Origin of the sequence: Bradyrhizobium sp. LMG 9283, from assembly GCF_045571415.1 — a bacterium.
Classification (GTDB): domain Bacteria; phylum Pseudomonadota; class Alphaproteobacteria; order Rhizobiales; family Xanthobacteraceae; genus Bradyrhizobium.
In genome coordinates, this window is sequence record NZ_CP120691.1 from 3,416,698 (window position 1) to 3,432,514 (window position 15,817).

The window sequence follows — 15,817 nt, forward strand, 5'->3', positions numbered from 1 at the left end:
ACAGGGCTCTGAAAGATGTCGATCAGCAGCATCAACTACTCTTCGTCGATTCTCGGCGCGCAGATCCGCAACATCAATCAGCAGCTCACCGACCTGTCGACGCAGCTCTCGACTGGCAAGGTGTCGCAGATCTATTCCGGCATGGGCACCAACGAGGGCTTTGCGATCGCCGGGCGCGCGCAGCTCTCCAACATCGCCGCCTACACCGACACGATCACCAACGTCAACGTCAGCATCAACCTCGCCAACACCGCGCTGCAGTCGTTGACGACGATCCGCACCAACACGCAGACCGGCTCGGCCAGCACGGCGCAGGACCTCAACGTCAACGGCCAGACGGTCGCGCAGAACACGGCCGCAGCCCAGTTCGGCTCGATGGTCGGCGTGCTGAACACGCAGTCCGGCAACCGCTACCTGTTCTCGGGCACAGCGGTCAACACGCAGCCGGTCGCGAATGCCGGCGACATCATCAACGGCACCACGACGCAGGCGGGCTTCAAGACCGTCATGGCGGAGCGCCAGGCGGCCGACTTAGGGGCCAACGGTATGGGGCGGCTGGTCCAGACGCAGCCGACGCCGAGCTCGGTGCAGGTGTCCGAGGACGTCGCCGGATCGCCGTTCGGGCTCAAGATCAAGGCGGTGTCCTCGACGCTCACGGGCGCGACCGTGACAGGCCCAAGCGGTTCGCCGGTGTCGTTCTCGGTCGATCTCAACGGCGTCAATCCGAACAACGGCGACAAGCTGAGCGTCCAGTTCACCCTGCCGGACGGCACCACCGAGCAGATCGACCTGACCGCATCGACGGCGACGCCGACGCCGCTCGGCAGCTTCGCGATCGATGCGAGCGTCCCGGTCAACCCGAACAACACCGCCGCCAACCTCAACACCGCGCTGAACACCGCGATCACCAAGCTCGCCAACACCTCGCTTGTGGCTGCGTCGGCCGTAACCGCCGGCAACAATTTCTTCAACACCGCGAGCTCTGCGATCGGCACGCCTAAGACCAACCAGGCGGTCCCACCGGCACCGATCAGCGGTGCAACGGCGCTGTCCGGTACGAGCCCCTCGGACTCGATCTCGCCGGGCTTCGTCGCCGGCGAGACCATTACCGTCAACGGCACCACGCTGACCTTCGTGGCCTCGGGCGCGACCGGCAACCAGCTCAATGTCACCGACAGCATCCAGAACCTGATGAGCAAGATCGACCAGATCACGGGCACCTCCAAGCCGTCGACCATTCATGGCGGCGTGATCACGATCAACACCGACGATGCGGCCGCGCTGAACATTTCGAGCCCGAACGGCGCGGCGCTGACTTCGCTCGGCTTTGCCTCGTCTCCGATTACGGCGACGCAGCCACCGCTGCGCGTCGGCTCCTCGCCTGCGAGCTCGGCGACGACGCTGGTCAACGGCTCCGCCACCACCGTGAAGTGGTACCTCGGCAATGACGGGCCAGGCTCGCCGCGGTCGACCGCGGTCGCCAGGGTCGACGATTCCGTCACGGTGCAGTATGGCGCGCAGGCGAACGAGGACGCGATCCGCCGGCAGTTGCAGGCGATCGCCGTGTTCGGGACGTTTTCGACGACGCCTGGTGGGCAGTATTCCGGCGGGCAGGTCTCGGCGTTGAGTCTGCGGGTGACGCAGGCGCTGACCCAGCAGCCCGGCCAGCAGCGCATCGAGGACATCCAGACCGACATCGCGATGGCCCAGAACACGATGAAGGACGCGACCACGCGCCAGACCCAGGCCAAGGCGCAGCTCCAGACCATCATCGACCAGGCGGAATCGGCTTCGCCCGATCAGGTCGCGAGCGAGATCCTGGCGCTCCAAAACGCGCTGCAGGCGTCCTACCAGGTGACCTCGAACCTGGCGCAGCTTTCGCTCGTCAAGTTCCTGTAAGGGTGCGTTAAGACGCCGTTAACCAGGCCTGTTTACCTCTTGGTGAGGATTGCAGGGGGCGGAGCGGTCGATGTCGGACAAGATGCAGCTGGTGGTCGCGACGCCCTGCTTTGGCGGGCAGGTGTCGAGCATCTATGCGAGCTCGATTTTCGCGCTGCAGCGGGCCGTGCACGGCATGTCCAATCTCGAGCTCAAGGTTCTCCTGCGCGACGGTGACGCCCTGATTACCCGGGCGCGAGCCAACCTTGTCGCGATGTTTCTAGACGACCCCCAGGCGACGCATTTCCTGTTCATCGATGCCGATATCGGCTTTAAGCCGGAGCAGGTGTGCCGGCTGATCGAATGTGGCGCAGACGTCGTCGCCGGCTGCTATCCGATCAAGCGGGTGAACTGGGAGAAGGCCGCGCGTGCGATCCAGTCAGGCCGCGCCGACGTGCCGGCGGCCTCGCTCGACTACGTGCTCAGGATCGAGGAACCCGACCGCATCGTCGTGGTCAACGGATTCACCCGCGTGCGCTATGCCGGCACCGGCTTTCTGATGATCCGGCGTCACGTGCTGGAAGCGATGTGCCGCCACCCGGACTACGCGAGCCTGCAGTTCTTCCGCGAACATTCGCATGATACGCTGGCGGCAAGCCCGAACCGGTTCGCGCTGTTCGAATGCATGATCGATCCGGCGACCGGCACGTATCTGTCGGAGGACTTCGCCTTCTGCAAGCGCTGGACCGACATCGGCGGCGAGATCTGGGCCGACATTCAGAGCCCGCTCGACCACGTCGGGCCGTCGGTGTTCCACGGCGACATCGCCTCGCAATTCGCGCCGGCGCCCGCCGCGTCGTGAGCGATCCAGGATGAGCGCCGCGCATCCCGCCTGTCCGTCACTGAGCGCCGGAGATCCGCGCCAGGCCCGGCCGAACCTAACAGGCCCAATTTCCAGGTGTGACATGCCGCAATCCGTTTCCGCACCCATCGGGCTGACCGCACCCCATTATGCCGACCGCATCGGCTTTGCGCAGCTGACGCGGCGGGCCTTCGAGGGCGTCGATCTGCATCCGATGCGCGACCAGCTGCTGGCGCGGATCGCGGCGGGCACTGCGCTGGCGGGCGAAGGGCTGGATCTTTCGTTGATCACCCAGCTGCTCGGCGACAAGGCGGCGGGACTTGCGATCCAATCGGAGATCCTGTCCTTCCATCAGTTGTTTCGGACGCCGAGCGCTGCACCCAAGCCGAGCCTGCGCGTGCTTGCGCTCGCCGCCGATATCGACATGGGCGGCAACACGCCGATCGAATTCCTGCTCGAAGGCTCCGACATCGAGCTGCTGACGCTTTACGTGGTCAAGGGTGTCGGCTTGCCGGCAACCTTGCCGGAGCACGACGTCGCTATCGTCGTCGCCTCGGATTCGGAGGAATGCCGCGATGCGCTCGCCCTAATCGAGAAGGCTGCGCCCAACTTGCCGCGGCCGCTGCTCAACCGCCCCGATCGCATCGCCAATCTCGACCGCGACAAGCTGCATCGGCTGCTGGCCGGTGTGCCCGGGCTCGACATTCCTGCAACGGTGCACGCCACACGTGCGCAATTGTCGGATTTGTCGGAAGGGCGGATCGCTTGCACTGAGATCGCGGGCGAGCTCCGCTTTCCGATGATCGCGCGGCCGCGCGGCTCGCATGCCGGCGTCGGCCTCGCCAAGCTCGACGACGCGGCGGCGCTCGCAACCTATGTTGCCGGGCGCGACGAGCAGGACTTCTTCATCGCGCGCTTCGTCGACTATGTGAGCCCTGACGGTCTCTATCGCAAATATCGTCTCGCGATGGTCGACCGCCGGCCCTATGCCTGCCACATGGCGATCGCCGACCGCTGGGACATCTGGTATCTCAACGCCTATATGGCGTTCAGCGAGGAGAAGCGGGCGGAGGAAGCCGTCTTCATGCTTCACTTCGACGAGGCCTTTGCAGCACGCCATGGCCCTGCGCTCGCAGAGATGAGCAGGCGCGTCGGCCTCGATTATTTCATCGTCGATTGCGCCGAGAACCAGAACGGCGAACTCCTGGTGTTTGAGGCGGACAACACCGCCGTCGTGCACAACATGGATTCGCCTGACGTCTTTCCATACAAGCCGCCGCAGATGCGCAAGATCTTTGCCGCGTTCACCGCAATGCTGTCGCGGCATGCGAAGGCGAGGGAGGGGGGCGCAGCATGAACGAGATCATCCGCAGCACGAGAGTCGCCGTCGCCGGCACCTCGCTCGATCCGCAGGACTGGAGCACGTTTCGTGCGCTCGCCCATCGCATGCTGGACGAGGCGATCGACGGCATCGCCGGCGTTCGTGCGCGCCCGGTCTGGCAACCGATTCCGGACGAGGTTCGCGCCAGCGCGAGGGCTGGCGTGCCGCGCCAGCCGACCGATCTTGCCGAGGTCTATCGCGAATTCACCGAGCACGTCGCACCCTATGCGACCGGCAACGTCCATCCCGGCTTCATGGGCTGGGTGCATGGCGGCGGCACCGCCGTTGGCATGCTCGCCGAAATGCTCGCTGCCGGCCTCAACGCCAATCTCGGCGGACGCGACCACATGCCGATCGAGATCGAGCGGCAGATCGTCGACTGGATGCGCAATCTGTTCGGCTTTCCCGCGGGCGCCAGCGGCATTTTCGTCACGGGCACGTCGATGGCCAATCTGATGGCGGTGCTGGTGGCGCGCACGAGCGCGCTCGGCGCACTGGCGCGGCAGCACGGCGTCGGCAATGACGGCGCGCTGCTCACGGCCTATGCATCGAAGGCGGCGCATGGCTGCATCTCCAGGGCGATGGACATCGCGGGTCTCGGCACCGATGCGCTGCGCAAGATCGACGTCGATGCCGATCATCGCATCGACGTCGCCGCGCTGCGCGCGCAGATCGCCGCGGATCGCGAGGTCGGGTTCAAGCCGTTCCTGGTCACGGCGTCCGCCGGCACGGTCGATATCGGTGCGATCGACGATCTCAAGGCCGTTGCCGCGCTATGCCGCGAGGAAGGGATCTGGTTTCACGTCGACGGCGCATTCGGCGCGCTCGCGATCCTTTCGCCGGAGCTCGCGCCCCTGCTGGACGGCATCGAGCTTGCGGATTCCATCGCGCTCGACTTCCACAAATGGGGACAGGTGCCCTACGACGCGGGCTTCCTGCTCGTGCGCGACGGCGAACGGCATCGGCAGGCTTTTGCGCAGCCGGCGGCCTATCTCCAGCGCGAGGCGAGGGGGCTTGCGGCAGGTTGCGTCTGGCCCTGCGATTTCGGCCCCGACCTGTCGCGCGGCTTCCGCGCCCTGAAGACCTGGTTCACGCTGCGGACGTTCGGCACCGACCGGCTGGGCGCGGCGATCGCGCGGAGCTGTGCGCTCGCGAAATATCTCGAGGCGCGCGTGCTCGCCGAGCCGCGGCTCGAGCTGCTCGCGCCGGTGAATCTCAACATCGTCTGCTTCCGCTATCGGGCCGACGACGCCGTCAACCGCGAGATTGTTGCCGACGTCCAGGAGTCCGGCATTGCAGCGCCGTCGAGCACGGCGCTGGACGGCAAGTTCGCGATCCGCGCCGCGATCGTCAATCACCGCACCGACGAGACGGATATCGATGCGCTGGTGTCGGCCGTGCTCCGGTTCGGTGCGCGGCGGAACAGCGAACGCGTGATCGAAGTCGAAGCGCCGCCGCTTGCGGCGCAGTGAGATCAAGGTCGCTCAAAGCAAAACGCCCCGGACCTGGTCCGGGGCGTTTTGCTTCCAGATGCGCGAAGCGCTCAGGCGGCCGAGCTGACGTCGCTCTTGATATCGTTCTTGGGATGCGTGGCCTCGTACTGGTCGCGCAGCTTGTCTTCATAGGCGATCAGCTTGCGGGCCTCCTTGAGGGCCCGGTAGAGATCGCCGCTCATGATGTTGTTGTTGATGCCCTCGATGATCGGCCACGAGCTCGGCACTGCGGTGACGATGTCGCGCACCAGGTTGAAATAGGTGCCGTGCTGGGTCTGTGGATCCGGCGAGATATACATCAGCTGGACCGCGAGATAGACGAGCTTGGCCGGCGTGTCGGCCGTCTCGGGCGTGAGGATGTCGCGTTCGCGCAGGATCGGCACGTTCTCGCCGTCGATCAGGAGGCGGGCGCGCTGGTCCGTGTTGGTGATCACGGAGTTACCGACGATGATGCGTTCGTGCGGTTTGAGCTCGACCTTGAGAGCCATGCCTGTTCTCCATCAACCCTTTTGTAACGAGTGGCGCGCGTCGCAGTGAATGACAACTGCCGGTCCTGATTGGGTCCAATCCTTGCCGAATGTGGTTAACGGGTCGTAAAGATCGGCGCTCGCGTTGAAGAACGTAACCATGTCAATGGTTTGGGGGGTTGCAAAGAGCTGCGCTGCAAACGTGCAAGACAGCGCTTTGGGCCCGACGCGGACAAACCGGCGGTTTCATTTCACGGATTGTTAGAGGCTCGAAGGCACCGTCCGCCGGTCGTTTGATCAATCTCGGTCAAACATGACGCGTAGCTACCAGAAAGGTAACAGTATGTCCGGTATCGTTCTCTCCGCATCGGTTCGTCAGAACCTGCTCTCCCTCCAGTCCACCGCCGACCTCCTCGCCACCACGCAGTCGCGTCTGTCGACCGGCAAGAAGGTGAACTCGGCGCTGGATAATCCTACCAACTTCTTCACGGCACAGTCGCTCGACAACCGCGCCAGCGACATCAACAACCTGCTCGATGGCATCGCAAACGGCGTGCAGGTGCTTCAGGCCGCCAACACCGGCATTACCTCGCTCCAGAAGCTGCTGGACTCCGCGAAGTCGATCGCCAACCAAGCGCTGCAGACCACGGTCGGCTATTCGACCAAGTCGAACGTCTCGACCACGATCGCCGGCGCGACGGCGTCGGACCTGCGCGGCACCACGACCTACACCAGCGCCAGCGCGCTCTCCAACGTGCTGTTCTCCGGTGCGGCGGGCGGCGTCACGGCCGCGACTGGCACCACCACGCTCGGCGGCACCATCGGCACGGTGACCGGAAGTGCGGTGAACGACAACCAGGGCACGCCTGCGGCCATTACCGCTGCGACCAAGCTGTATGACACCGGTGCGACCGGCGGTCTCAGCACGGCGGCTGCCACCCAGTTCACCGACGGCAGCAGCTTCACCGTCAACGGCCACACCATCACCTTCAAGGCCGGCGCTGCGCCGGCTGCGAGCGCCGCCCCCGCCGGTTATGGCATCAGCGGCAACATCGCGGCCGACGGCAATGGCAACTCGATCGTCTATCTGGGTGCCTCCGCAACCAGCTCCACGGCCACGGTCGGCGACGTCCTGAGCGCCATCGACCTCGCAAGCGGCGTGAAGAATGCCGTGGTGTCGGCGGGAGCTGCGACCATCACCACCAACACGAGCCAGACCGCCTCGTCGATCACGGCAGGCAAGATAACCTTGGAAACCTCCACGGGTGCCGACCTCAGCGTCGTCGGCAAGGCCGATCTGCTCGGTGCACTGGGCCTGACCACGGCGACCGGTTCTGGCAACGCGACCGTCACGGCCAGCCGCGTCACTGCTTCGGGCAGCCTCGGCTCCCTGATCACCGACGGTTCGACGCTGAACGTCAATGGCAAGACCATCACATTCAAGAACGGCGGCACCCCCGCCGCAGCGAACGTGGCGAGCGGCTCGGGCGTTACGGGCAACGTCGTTACCGACGGCAGCGGCAACTCGACCGTCTATCTGAACAAGGGCACCGTCGCCGACGTCCTCAACGCGATCGATCTCGCCACCGGCGTGCAGACCGCATCCATCTCTTCGGGTGCGGCAACCCTCAGCACGGCTACCGGTCAGACGGCCTCTTCGATCGTCGCTGGCGCGCTGAAGATCTCGACCGGCGCCAACTCGGACCTGTCGATCACCGGCTCCGGCAATGCGCTGTCGACCCTTGGTTTGACCGGCTCGACCGGCACAGGCACCGCCTTCACAGCCAGCCGCACGGCTGCGTCGGGCGGCATCTCGGGCAAGACCTTGACCTTCACCTCCTTCAATGGCGGTACGGCGGTCAACGTGACGTTTGGCGATGGCACGGGCGGCACCGTCAAGACCCTCGATCAGCTGAATACGGCGCTTCAGGCCAACAACCTGACGGCTACGATTGATGCGAACGGCCTGCTGACGGTTTCGTCCACCAACGACTATGCGTCGTCGACCATCGGTTCGGCGGCAGCCGGCGGCACGATCGGCGGCACGATCACCACGGCCCTGAGCTGGTCGAACGCGACCGCGCCCGTTGCTGATGCTGTTGCCCAGGCGACCCGTTCGAACCTGGTCAACCAGTACAACAACATCATGACGCAGATCGATACGACCTCGCTGGACGCCTCGTTCAACGGCGTCAACCTGCTGAACGGCGACCAACTCAAGCTGGTGTTTGACGAGACCGGCAAGTCGAGCCTGAACATCACCGGCGTGACCTTCAACTCGAAGGGTCTGGGTCTCGCCGCGCTGGCGCAGGGCACCGACTTCATCGACAACGCGGCGACCAACAAGGTGCTGGCCAAGCTGAACACCGCGTCGAGCACGCTGCGTTCGGAAGCCTCCACGCTGGGTTCGAACCTCTCGGTCGTGCAGGTTCGTCAGGACTTCAACAAGAACCTGATCAACGTGCTCCAGACCGGCTCGTCCAACCTGACGCTGGCCGACACCAACGAGGAAGCGGCCAACAGCCAGGCGCTGTCGACCCGCCAGTCGATCGCGGTCTCCGCGCTCTCGCTGGCCAACCAGTCGCAGCAGAGCGTGCTTCAGCTGCTCCGCTAATAGCGGCTGACATCGAAGGAAATGCAGCGGCGGGGCTTCAGCCCCGCCGTTTTTCTTGTGCGCCAGGCACGGCGCGGAGCGCCGTGACTGGCGCGATTTGATTGGAGTGGTGTCCGATCGATGACTTGGAGGTGAGAGTCCTCTACGGACCCTGGTGATGGGAACCGTTAGCCGAACAGCAAGGGCGTCGTCGCGAGGCGGGGTCTGAAGGAAGCTGTAAGCAAAGTGCCGGCCTGACGAACAGGAAGCGCATAGGAGGCGTCCGCATCCGGGCGAGGGAGCAAGAATTCCCGAAGCCCAATATCACCCGGAGGATGCGGCCGTAGATGCGACAGGTACATGGCACGAAGGTCACGCGACTAACCCTGGGAGATCTGTCGTCCTGCCCCCGGCAACGGGTGTGCTACCGGCGCCGCAAGGCGTCGGGATGGGGCGGCAGAAGTCAGCAGAGGCCGTAGTAGCCGGCAGACCAAGCCGGTGAAGGGCCGAACGTCGAGTACCGGAGGAGGCCGGTCTGTCGATGGTGGAAGCAGATGCAGACGATGGCGCTGAGATGCGTCATGCCCGCTCCGAGGGCAGCGGCCGGAAGCCGCCAGAGCAGGAGGCGGGTGCATCAAACATCGCGGCAAGATCGCAACCTTCCCCTCCGGAGGTGGAAGTGCGGCTGATAGAGAAGATCGTCAGCCGAGCGAACATGATGGCGGCTTACCATCGGGTGGTGGCGAACAAGGGCGCCGCGGGCATCGATCGGATGACTGTGGAGCAGTTGCAGCCGTATCTGAAGGAGCATTGGCTGCGCATCAAGGAAGAACTGCTGGAAGGCCGCTATCGGCCGCAGCCGGTGCGCGGGGTGGAAATCCCCAAGCCCGGTGGAGGGATGCGCCAATTGGGCATCCCGACGGTGGTGGATCGGTTGATCCAGCAGGCGATGCATCAGGTGCTGATGCCGCTGTTCGATCCAGGCTTCTCCAAGGCTTCGTACGGCTTCCGTCCGGGGCGCAGCGCGCACGATGCGGTGCGTGCCGCGCGAACGCACGTGGCCGAGGGCCGACGCTTCGTCGTCGACCTTGATCTGGAGAAGCGACCGGGTGAACCATGATGTGCTGATGGCACGAGTGGCCCGCCGGGTCGCGGACAGGCGGGTGCTGCGGGTGATCCGCCGCTACCTGCAGGCTGGATTGATGACGGGTGGGATCACGACGGCACGGAGCGAAGGCACGCCGCAAGGCGGTCCTCTGTCACCGCTGCTGTCGAACATCCTGCTCGATGACCTGGACAAGGAGCTCGAGCGACGAGGCCACGCCTTCTGCCGTTACGCCGACGACTGCAACATCTATGTGCGGACGCGGCGGGCCGGCGAGCGGGTGATGGCGTCGATCACGCGCTTCCTGACCGAGCAGCTGCGGCTCAAGGTCAACGCAGCAAAGAGTGCTGTTGACCATCCCTGGGCGCGTACCTTCCTCGGTTACACCATGACCGCTCACAAGCAACCGCGCCTGCGGGTCGCGGCCAAGAGTGTGCAGCGGTTGCGGAGCAAGCTGAGGACGACGTTGCGCCAAGGGCGCGGACGAACCCTGGCATCGACTGTCAGAGCCCTAACCCCCATCCTGCGCGGCTGGCTGCAATACTTCCGGCTGGCGGAGGCCAAAGGGGTGTTCGAGGAGCTCGACGGCTGGATGCGGCGCAAATTGCGCTGCGTCCTCTGGCGCCAGTGGAAGCGACCGCGGACACGCCGCAAGCGCTTGATGCAACGCGGGCTCGATCCGGAGCGGGCATGGCGGTCGGCCTCCAACGGCCGAGGCCCCTGGTGGAACGCCGGGGCCAGCCACATGAACGATGCCTATCGCGCCGCCTTCTTCACGCAACTCGGCTTGCCGTCTCTCATCGAACTGCACCGCCATCTCAATCGTGCTTGACGAACCGCCGTATACGGAACCGTACGTACGGTGGTGTGGGAGGGGGAAGCCGCGAGGCTTCCTCCTACCCGATTTGTGGCGTTCATCGAGAGGCGAAAGCCGGCACCGAAACGTAACTCTTGGTTATGGTTAATGGAGAGCAAACGCCAAAAAAGCTGTGAAATTACAGGCGCATCATTATCCCGTTTGAAGGCTGCGGCCCCCTTATGGTGAACCGCCACTTACGGCTCGCCAGCGAGTTTCACCCTTTGTTAGCCATGTCCGCGCAGGCTCTGCGCGTCACTCGATCCGAAGCGATCGAACGAAGACGCGTAAACCAGAAGGGTAAGAGTCATGTCCGGTATCGTTCTCTCTGCGTCGGTTCGTCAGAACCTGCTCTCTCTCCAATCCACCGCCGACCTCCTCGCCACCACGCAGTCGCGTCTGTCGACCGGCAAGAAGGTGAACACGGCGCTGGATAACCCCACCAACTTCTTCACGGCACAGTCGCTCGACAACCGCGCCAGCGATATCAACAACCTGCTCGATGGCATCGCCAACGGCGTGCAGGTGCTCCAGGCGGCCAATACCGGCATCACCTCGCTGTCGAAGCTGCTGGACTCCGCGAAATCGATCGCCAACCAGGCGCTGCAGACCACGGTCGGCTACTCCACCAAGTCGAACGTCTCGACCACGATCGCCGGCGCGACGGCGTCGGACCTGCGCGGCACCACGACCTACACCAGCGCCAGCGCGCTCTCCAACGTGCTGTTCTCCGGTGCGGCGGGCGGCGTCACGGCCGCGACTGGCACCACCACGCTCGGCGGCACCATCGGCACGGTGACCGGAAGTGCGGTGAACGACAACCAGGGCACGCCTGCGGCCATCACCGCTGCGAGCAAGCTGTATGACACCGGCGCGACCGGCGGTCTCAGCACGGCGGCTGCCACCCAGTTCACCGACGGCAGCAGCTTCACCGTCAACGGCCATACGGTGACGTTCAAGGCTGGCGCGGTACCGACCACTGCTCCGGCCGGTTATGGCACGAGCGGCAACATCGCGACCGACGGCAATGGCAACTCGATCATCTATCTGGGTGCCTCCGCAACCAGCTCCACGGCCACGGTCGGCGACGTCCTGAGCGCCATCGACCTCGCCAGCGGCGTGAAGAATGCCGTGGTGTCGGCGGGAGCTGCGACCATCACCACCAACACGAGCCAGACCGCCTCGTCGATCACGGGCGGCAAGATCACGCTCGAGACTTCGACGGGTGCCGACCTCAGCGTCGTCGGCAAGGCCGATCTGCTCGGCGCGCTCGGCCTCACCACAGCGACTGGTTCCGGCAACGCGACGGTGACGGCAACCCGCGCGACGGGATCTGGCAGCCTAGCCTCGCTGATCACCGATGGATCTACGCTGAATGTCAACGGCAAGACCATCACATTCAAGAACGGCGGCACCCCTGCCGCAGCGAACGTGGCGAGCGGCTCAGGCGTCACCGGCAACGTCGTCACCGACGGCAACGGCAACTCGACCGTGTACCTCAACAAGGGCACTGTCGCTGACATCCTGAACGCGGTTGATCTCGCCACAGGCGTCCAGACTGCATCCATCGCGTCGGGAGCAGCGACCCTCAGCACGGCGAGCGGCCAGACAAACTCCTCCATCGTCGCCGGCGCCCTGAAGATCTCGACCGGAGCGACCTCGGACCTGTCGATCACCGGTTCCGGCAATGCGCTGTCCGCGCTCGGCTTGACCGGCTCGACCGGCACCGGCACCGCCTTCACGGCAACCCGTGCTGCGGCTCCTGGCAGCATCTCCGGCAAGACCTTGACCTTTACCTCCTTCAACGGCGGTACGGCGGTCAACGTGACGTTCGGCGACGGCACCGGCGGCACTGTCAAGACGCTCGATCAGCTCAACGCCAAGCTTCAGGCCAACAACCTGGCGGCGACGATCGACGCTAACGGCCTGCTCACGGTCTCCGTGATCAACGACTACGCGTCATCGACGATCGGGTCGGTTGCTGCCGGCGGCGTGATCGGCGGCACGATCACGACCGCCTTGACCTGGACGAACGCGACGACACCGACTGTCGATGCGGTCGCCCAAGCCACGCGTTCCAACCTGGTTGCGCAGTACAACAACATCATGTCGCAGATCGACACGACCTCGGTCGACTCGTCGTTCAACGGGGTGAACCTGCTCAACGGCGACCAGCTCAAGCTGGTGTTCGACGAGACCGGCAAGTCGAGCCTGAACATCACCGGCGTGACCTTCAACTCGAAGGGGCTCGGTCTCGCCGCGCTGGTGCAGGGCACCGATTTCATCGACAACGCCGCGACCAACCGCGTGCTCACCAGCCTGAATGCGGCCTCGAGCACGCTGCGCTCGGAAGCCTCGACGCTGGGTTCGAACCTCTCGGTGGTGCAGGTGCGCCAGGACTTCAACAAGAACCTAATCAACGTGCTGCAGACCGGTTCGTCCAACCTGACGCTGGCCGACACCAACGAGGAAGCGGCCAACAGCCAGGCGCTGTCGACCCGCCAGTCGATCGCAGTCTCCGCGCTCTCGCTGGCCAACACATCGCAGCAGAGCGTGCTTCAGCTGCTCCGCTAATAAGCGGCTGAAATCAGGAGACAAAAGAGAGCGGCGGGCTTCGGCCCCGCCGCTTTTTTTCGTTCCCACGAGGCTCCCTAAGATCCTGGGTTCCAGAGCGGGCAGGGCGCTAACCCGGCATTAACCCTATCCCTTAAGTCGCCGTTAACCATACTTTAAAGGACAGCCCCTAAGACTTGGCAAAAGTCCGCTTTCCAGATCGGCCAGTCCGATTCGTATCCGGTTCAAGAGGAAGACCGCCAATGTCCAACATCGTTCTCTCGGCGTCAGTTCGTCAGAACCTGTTGTCGCTGCAATCGACGGCCGACCTGCTCGCCACCACCCAGTCGCGGCTGTCGACCGGCAAGAAGGTCAACACGGCACTGGACAATCCGACCAACTTCTTCACAGCGCAGGGGCTGGACAACCGCGCGAGCGACATCAGCAATCTGCTCGACGGCATCAACAACGGCGTGCAGGTGCTGCAGGCGGCCAACACCGGCATCACCTCCCTGTCGAAGCTGATCGACAGCGCCAAGTCGATTGCCAACCAGGCGCTCCAGACCACGGTCGGCTACTCCACCAAATCGAACATCTCGACCACCATCCCCGGCGCGACGCCGGCGGATCTGCGCGGCACCACGAGCTACACTTATGCGACGGCAACCGGCAACGTCGTCACCAACGGTACCGCCGGCGGTACGACTCCGATCACCACTGCCACCACGCTCGGTGGCATTTCGCAAGCGCTGACCGGTAACGCCGCCCCCGACGGTGCTGGCAACCCGGCCAGCCTGGCTACCAATCTTACCTTGCTCGGCACGCCCAGCGCGAGCACGATTGCGACGAACGGTGCGCCATCGGATGGCGATGTGCTGATTGTCGACGGCAAGACCATCATCTTCAGGGCCGGGGCTGCACCTGCGGTGGCCAATGTTCCCGCCGGCTCCGGCAAGAACAACAATGTGGTGACCGACGGCAATGGCAACTCCACGGTTTATCTCGGAACGAACGCCTCGCCGGCCGCAACCGTCCAGGACGTGATGGATGCGATTGATCTCGCAAGTGGCGTGCAGAAGGCTGCAATCGCGGGCGGCACCGCAACCCTGTCGAACTCCTCGGGCGCCAACGCCGCCATCGCCGGCGGCCAGCTCACCCTCACCACCGGCACCGGCGCCGATCTCAGCATCACGGGCAAGGCCGACTTCCTGAAGGCGCTGGGCCTGACGACCGCGACCGGCTCCGGCAATGTCAATGTGATCAAGGCCCGTCTCACGAGCCCGACGACGCTGGGCACGCTTGTTCAGGACGGCTCCACGCTCAACGTCGACGGCAAGACGGTCACATTCAAGAACGCGGCCGTCCCTGCCGCCGCGCCGACGGGGTCGACCAAGATCGGCAACATCGTCACGGATAACAATGGCAACTCCATCGTCTATCTTCAGGGCGCAACCGTTCAGGATTCGCTCAACGCGGTCGACCTGGCCTCGGGCGCCGGCATCGTCAGCGCCGGCGCCGTGGTCGCGGCGAGCGGTTCGTCGCTGTCCTCGGTCGTCAATGGTGCGCTCAAGCTCAGCACCGGCACCACCGCCGATCTGTCGATCACCGGAACGGGCAACGCGCTGTCCGCGTTCGGGCTGACCGGTCCGACCGGCACGGGCACCGCCTTTACCGCGGGCCGCGCGCCGGGTCCCGGCAGCATTTCCGGCAAGACGCTGACCTTCACCTCCTTCAACGGCGGCAAGCCCGTGAACGTCACCTTCGGCGACGGCACCAACGGAACGGTCAAGACGCTCGACCAGCTCAACAACCAGCTTCAGGCCAACCACCTGACGGCGACGATCGACGCCAACGGCGTGCTCACGATCACCACCGTCAACGAATACGCGTCCTCGACGCTCGGCTCCGTCACCGCCGGCGGCGTCGTCGGCGGCACGATCACCGGCACGGTTGCCTTCACCACCGCGCAGCCGCCGATCCAGGATCCCGTGGCGCAGACGGCGCGCTCCAATCTGGTCAACCAGTTCAACAACATCCTGGCGCAGATCGACACCACTTCCCAGGACGCCTCGTTCAACGGCGTCAACCTGCTCAACGGCGACACGCTGAAGCTCGTCTTCAACGAGACCGGCAGCTCGACGCTCAGCATCAACGGCGTGGTGTTCAATGCTGCCGGCCTCGGCCTCAGCAACCTCGTCAACGGCGTCGACTTCATCGACAACGGTGCGACCAACAAGGTGCTGGCGAGCCTGAATGCGGCCTCGAGCACGCTGCGCTCGGAAGGTTCGGCGCTCGGCTCGAACCTCTCGATCGTGCAGGTGCGCCAGGACTTCTCGAAGAACCTGATCAACGTTCTGCAAACCGGCTCGTCTAACCTGACGCTCGCCGACACCAACGAGGAAGCCGCCAACAGCCAGGCGCTGTCGACCCGCCAGTCGATCGCGGTGTCCGCGCTGTCGCTGGCCAACCAGTCGCAGCAGAGCGTGCTGCAGCTGCTCCGCTAGTTTCGCGGCGCAAGAAATTGAATTGTAACGTCGCGGCGGGGCTGATGCTCCGCCGTTTTTAGGAGATCGCTAAGGCAGGATTAGCCGAGATCGATGCGCATCGTGCGAAGCGTGTTTACAGCGCG

General features: G+C 64.6%; 10 protein-coding genes. 9 read left to right on the plus strand and 1 reads right to left on the minus strand.

What is annotated here, in order from left to right:
- Positions 1-15 precede the first annotated feature (15 nt).
- The 4 genes from P6U29_RS15845 (at position 16) to P6U29_RS15860 (ending at position 5,593) form a co-directional block, all read left to right on the plus strand.
- Positions 16-1,899 carry a flagellar protein gene (locus tag P6U29_RS15845; RefSeq protein WP_407118436.1) on the plus strand — a complete coding sequence of 628 codons (1,884 nt, stop codon included), beginning with the start codon at positions 16-18 and terminating at the stop codon, positions 1,897-1,899.
- Between the two features lie 70 nt (positions 1,900-1,969).
- Positions 1,970-2,740 (plus strand): hypothetical protein, encoded by a 771-nt coding sequence (locus P6U29_RS15850; protein WP_407118437.1) that lies wholly within the window; start codon positions 1,970-1,972, stop codon positions 2,738-2,740.
- 103 nt (positions 2,741-2,843) lie between these two features.
- On the plus strand, positions 2,844-4,097 hold the full coding sequence (locus P6U29_RS15855; protein WP_407118438.1) for a hypothetical protein: 1,254 nt from the start codon (positions 2,844-2,846) through the stop codon (positions 4,095-4,097).
- Complete coding sequence (locus P6U29_RS15860; protein ID WP_407118439.1) at positions 4,094-5,593, plus strand: pyridoxal phosphate-dependent decarboxylase family protein; 1,500 nt, start codon at positions 4,094-4,096, stop codon at positions 5,591-5,593. The genes P6U29_RS15855 and P6U29_RS15860 overlap by 4 nt, the downstream gene beginning before the upstream one ends.
- Positions 5,594-5,664: 71 nt before the next feature.
- Here P6U29_RS15860 and flbT read toward each other — a convergent pair whose 3' ends face one another.
- Positions 5,665-6,102, minus strand: a complete 438-nt coding sequence (gene flbT, locus P6U29_RS15865; protein WP_407118440.1) for a flagellar biosynthesis repressor FlbT — start codon at positions 6,100-6,102, stop codon at positions 5,665-5,667.
- Positions 6,103-6,424: 322 nt separating this feature from the next.
- Between flbT and P6U29_RS15870 the strand changes: the two genes are divergently transcribed.
- The 5 genes from P6U29_RS15870 to P6U29_RS15890 all read left to right on the plus strand — a co-directional run bounded on the left by P6U29_RS15870 (position 6,425) and on the right by P6U29_RS15890 (position 15,692).
- Positions 6,425-8,695 (plus strand): DUF1522 domain-containing protein, encoded by a 2,271-nt coding sequence (locus tag P6U29_RS15870; RefSeq protein WP_407118441.1) that lies wholly within the window; start codon positions 6,425-6,427, stop codon positions 8,693-8,695.
- 520 nt (positions 8,696-9,215) lie between these two features.
- Positions 9,216-9,794, plus strand: a complete 579-nt coding sequence (locus tag P6U29_RS15875) for a reverse transcriptase domain-containing protein (protein ID WP_407118442.1) — start codon at positions 9,216-9,218, stop codon at positions 9,792-9,794.
- A 7-nt stretch (positions 9,795-9,801) separates the two neighbouring features.
- Complete coding sequence (locus P6U29_RS15880) at positions 9,802-10,611, plus strand: group II intron maturase-specific domain-containing protein (protein WP_407118443.1); 810 nt, start codon at positions 9,802-9,804, stop codon at positions 10,609-10,611.
- 333 nt (positions 10,612-10,944) lie between these two features.
- Positions 10,945-13,209: a DUF1522 domain-containing protein gene (locus P6U29_RS15885; RefSeq protein ID WP_407118444.1), complete on the plus strand. Its 2,265-nt coding sequence runs from the start codon at positions 10,945-10,947 to the stop codon at positions 13,207-13,209.
- Between the two features lie 242 nt (positions 13,210-13,451).
- Positions 13,452-15,692, plus strand: a complete 2,241-nt coding sequence (locus P6U29_RS15890; protein ID WP_407118445.1) for a DUF1522 domain-containing protein — start codon at positions 13,452-13,454, stop codon at positions 15,690-15,692.
- Positions 15,693-15,817: the final 125 nt, after the last annotated feature.

What these genes read in the sequence shown, in the direction of transcription:
- P6U29_RS15850 (WP_407118437.1), top strand. Translation starts at nt 1,970, where the DNA reads ATGTCGGACAAGATGCAGCTGGTGGTCGCGACGCCCTGCTTTGGCGGG.
- P6U29_RS15845 (WP_407118436.1), top strand. Translation starts at nt 16, where the DNA reads ATGTCGATCAGCAGCATCAACTACTCTTCGTCGATTCTCGGCGCGCAG.
- P6U29_RS15870 (WP_407118441.1), top strand. Translation starts at nt 6,425, where the DNA reads ATGTCCGGTATCGTTCTCTCCGCATCGGTTCGTCAGAACCTGCTCTCC.
- P6U29_RS15860 (WP_407118439.1), top strand. Translation starts at nt 4,094, where the DNA reads ATGAACGAGATCATCCGCAGCACGAGAGTCGCCGTCGCCGGCACCTCG.
- P6U29_RS15875 (WP_407118442.1), top strand. Translation starts at nt 9,216, where the DNA reads ATGGTGGAAGCAGATGCAGACGATGGCGCTGAGATGCGTCATGCCCGC.
- flbT (WP_407118440.1), bottom strand. Translation starts at nt 6,102, where the DNA reads ATGGCTCTCAAGGTCGAGCTCAAACCGCACGAACGCATCATCGTCGGT.
- P6U29_RS15890 (WP_407118445.1), top strand. Translation starts at nt 13,452, where the DNA reads ATGTCCAACATCGTTCTCTCGGCGTCAGTTCGTCAGAACCTGTTGTCG.
- P6U29_RS15855 (WP_407118438.1), top strand. Translation starts at nt 2,844, where the DNA reads ATGCCGCAATCCGTTTCCGCACCCATCGGGCTGACCGCACCCCATTAT.
- P6U29_RS15885 (WP_407118444.1), top strand. Translation starts at nt 10,945, where the DNA reads ATGTCCGGTATCGTTCTCTCTGCGTCGGTTCGTCAGAACCTGCTCTCT.
- P6U29_RS15880 (WP_407118443.1), top strand. Translation starts at nt 9,802, where the DNA reads ATGGCACGAGTGGCCCGCCGGGTCGCGGACAGGCGGGTGCTGCGGGTG.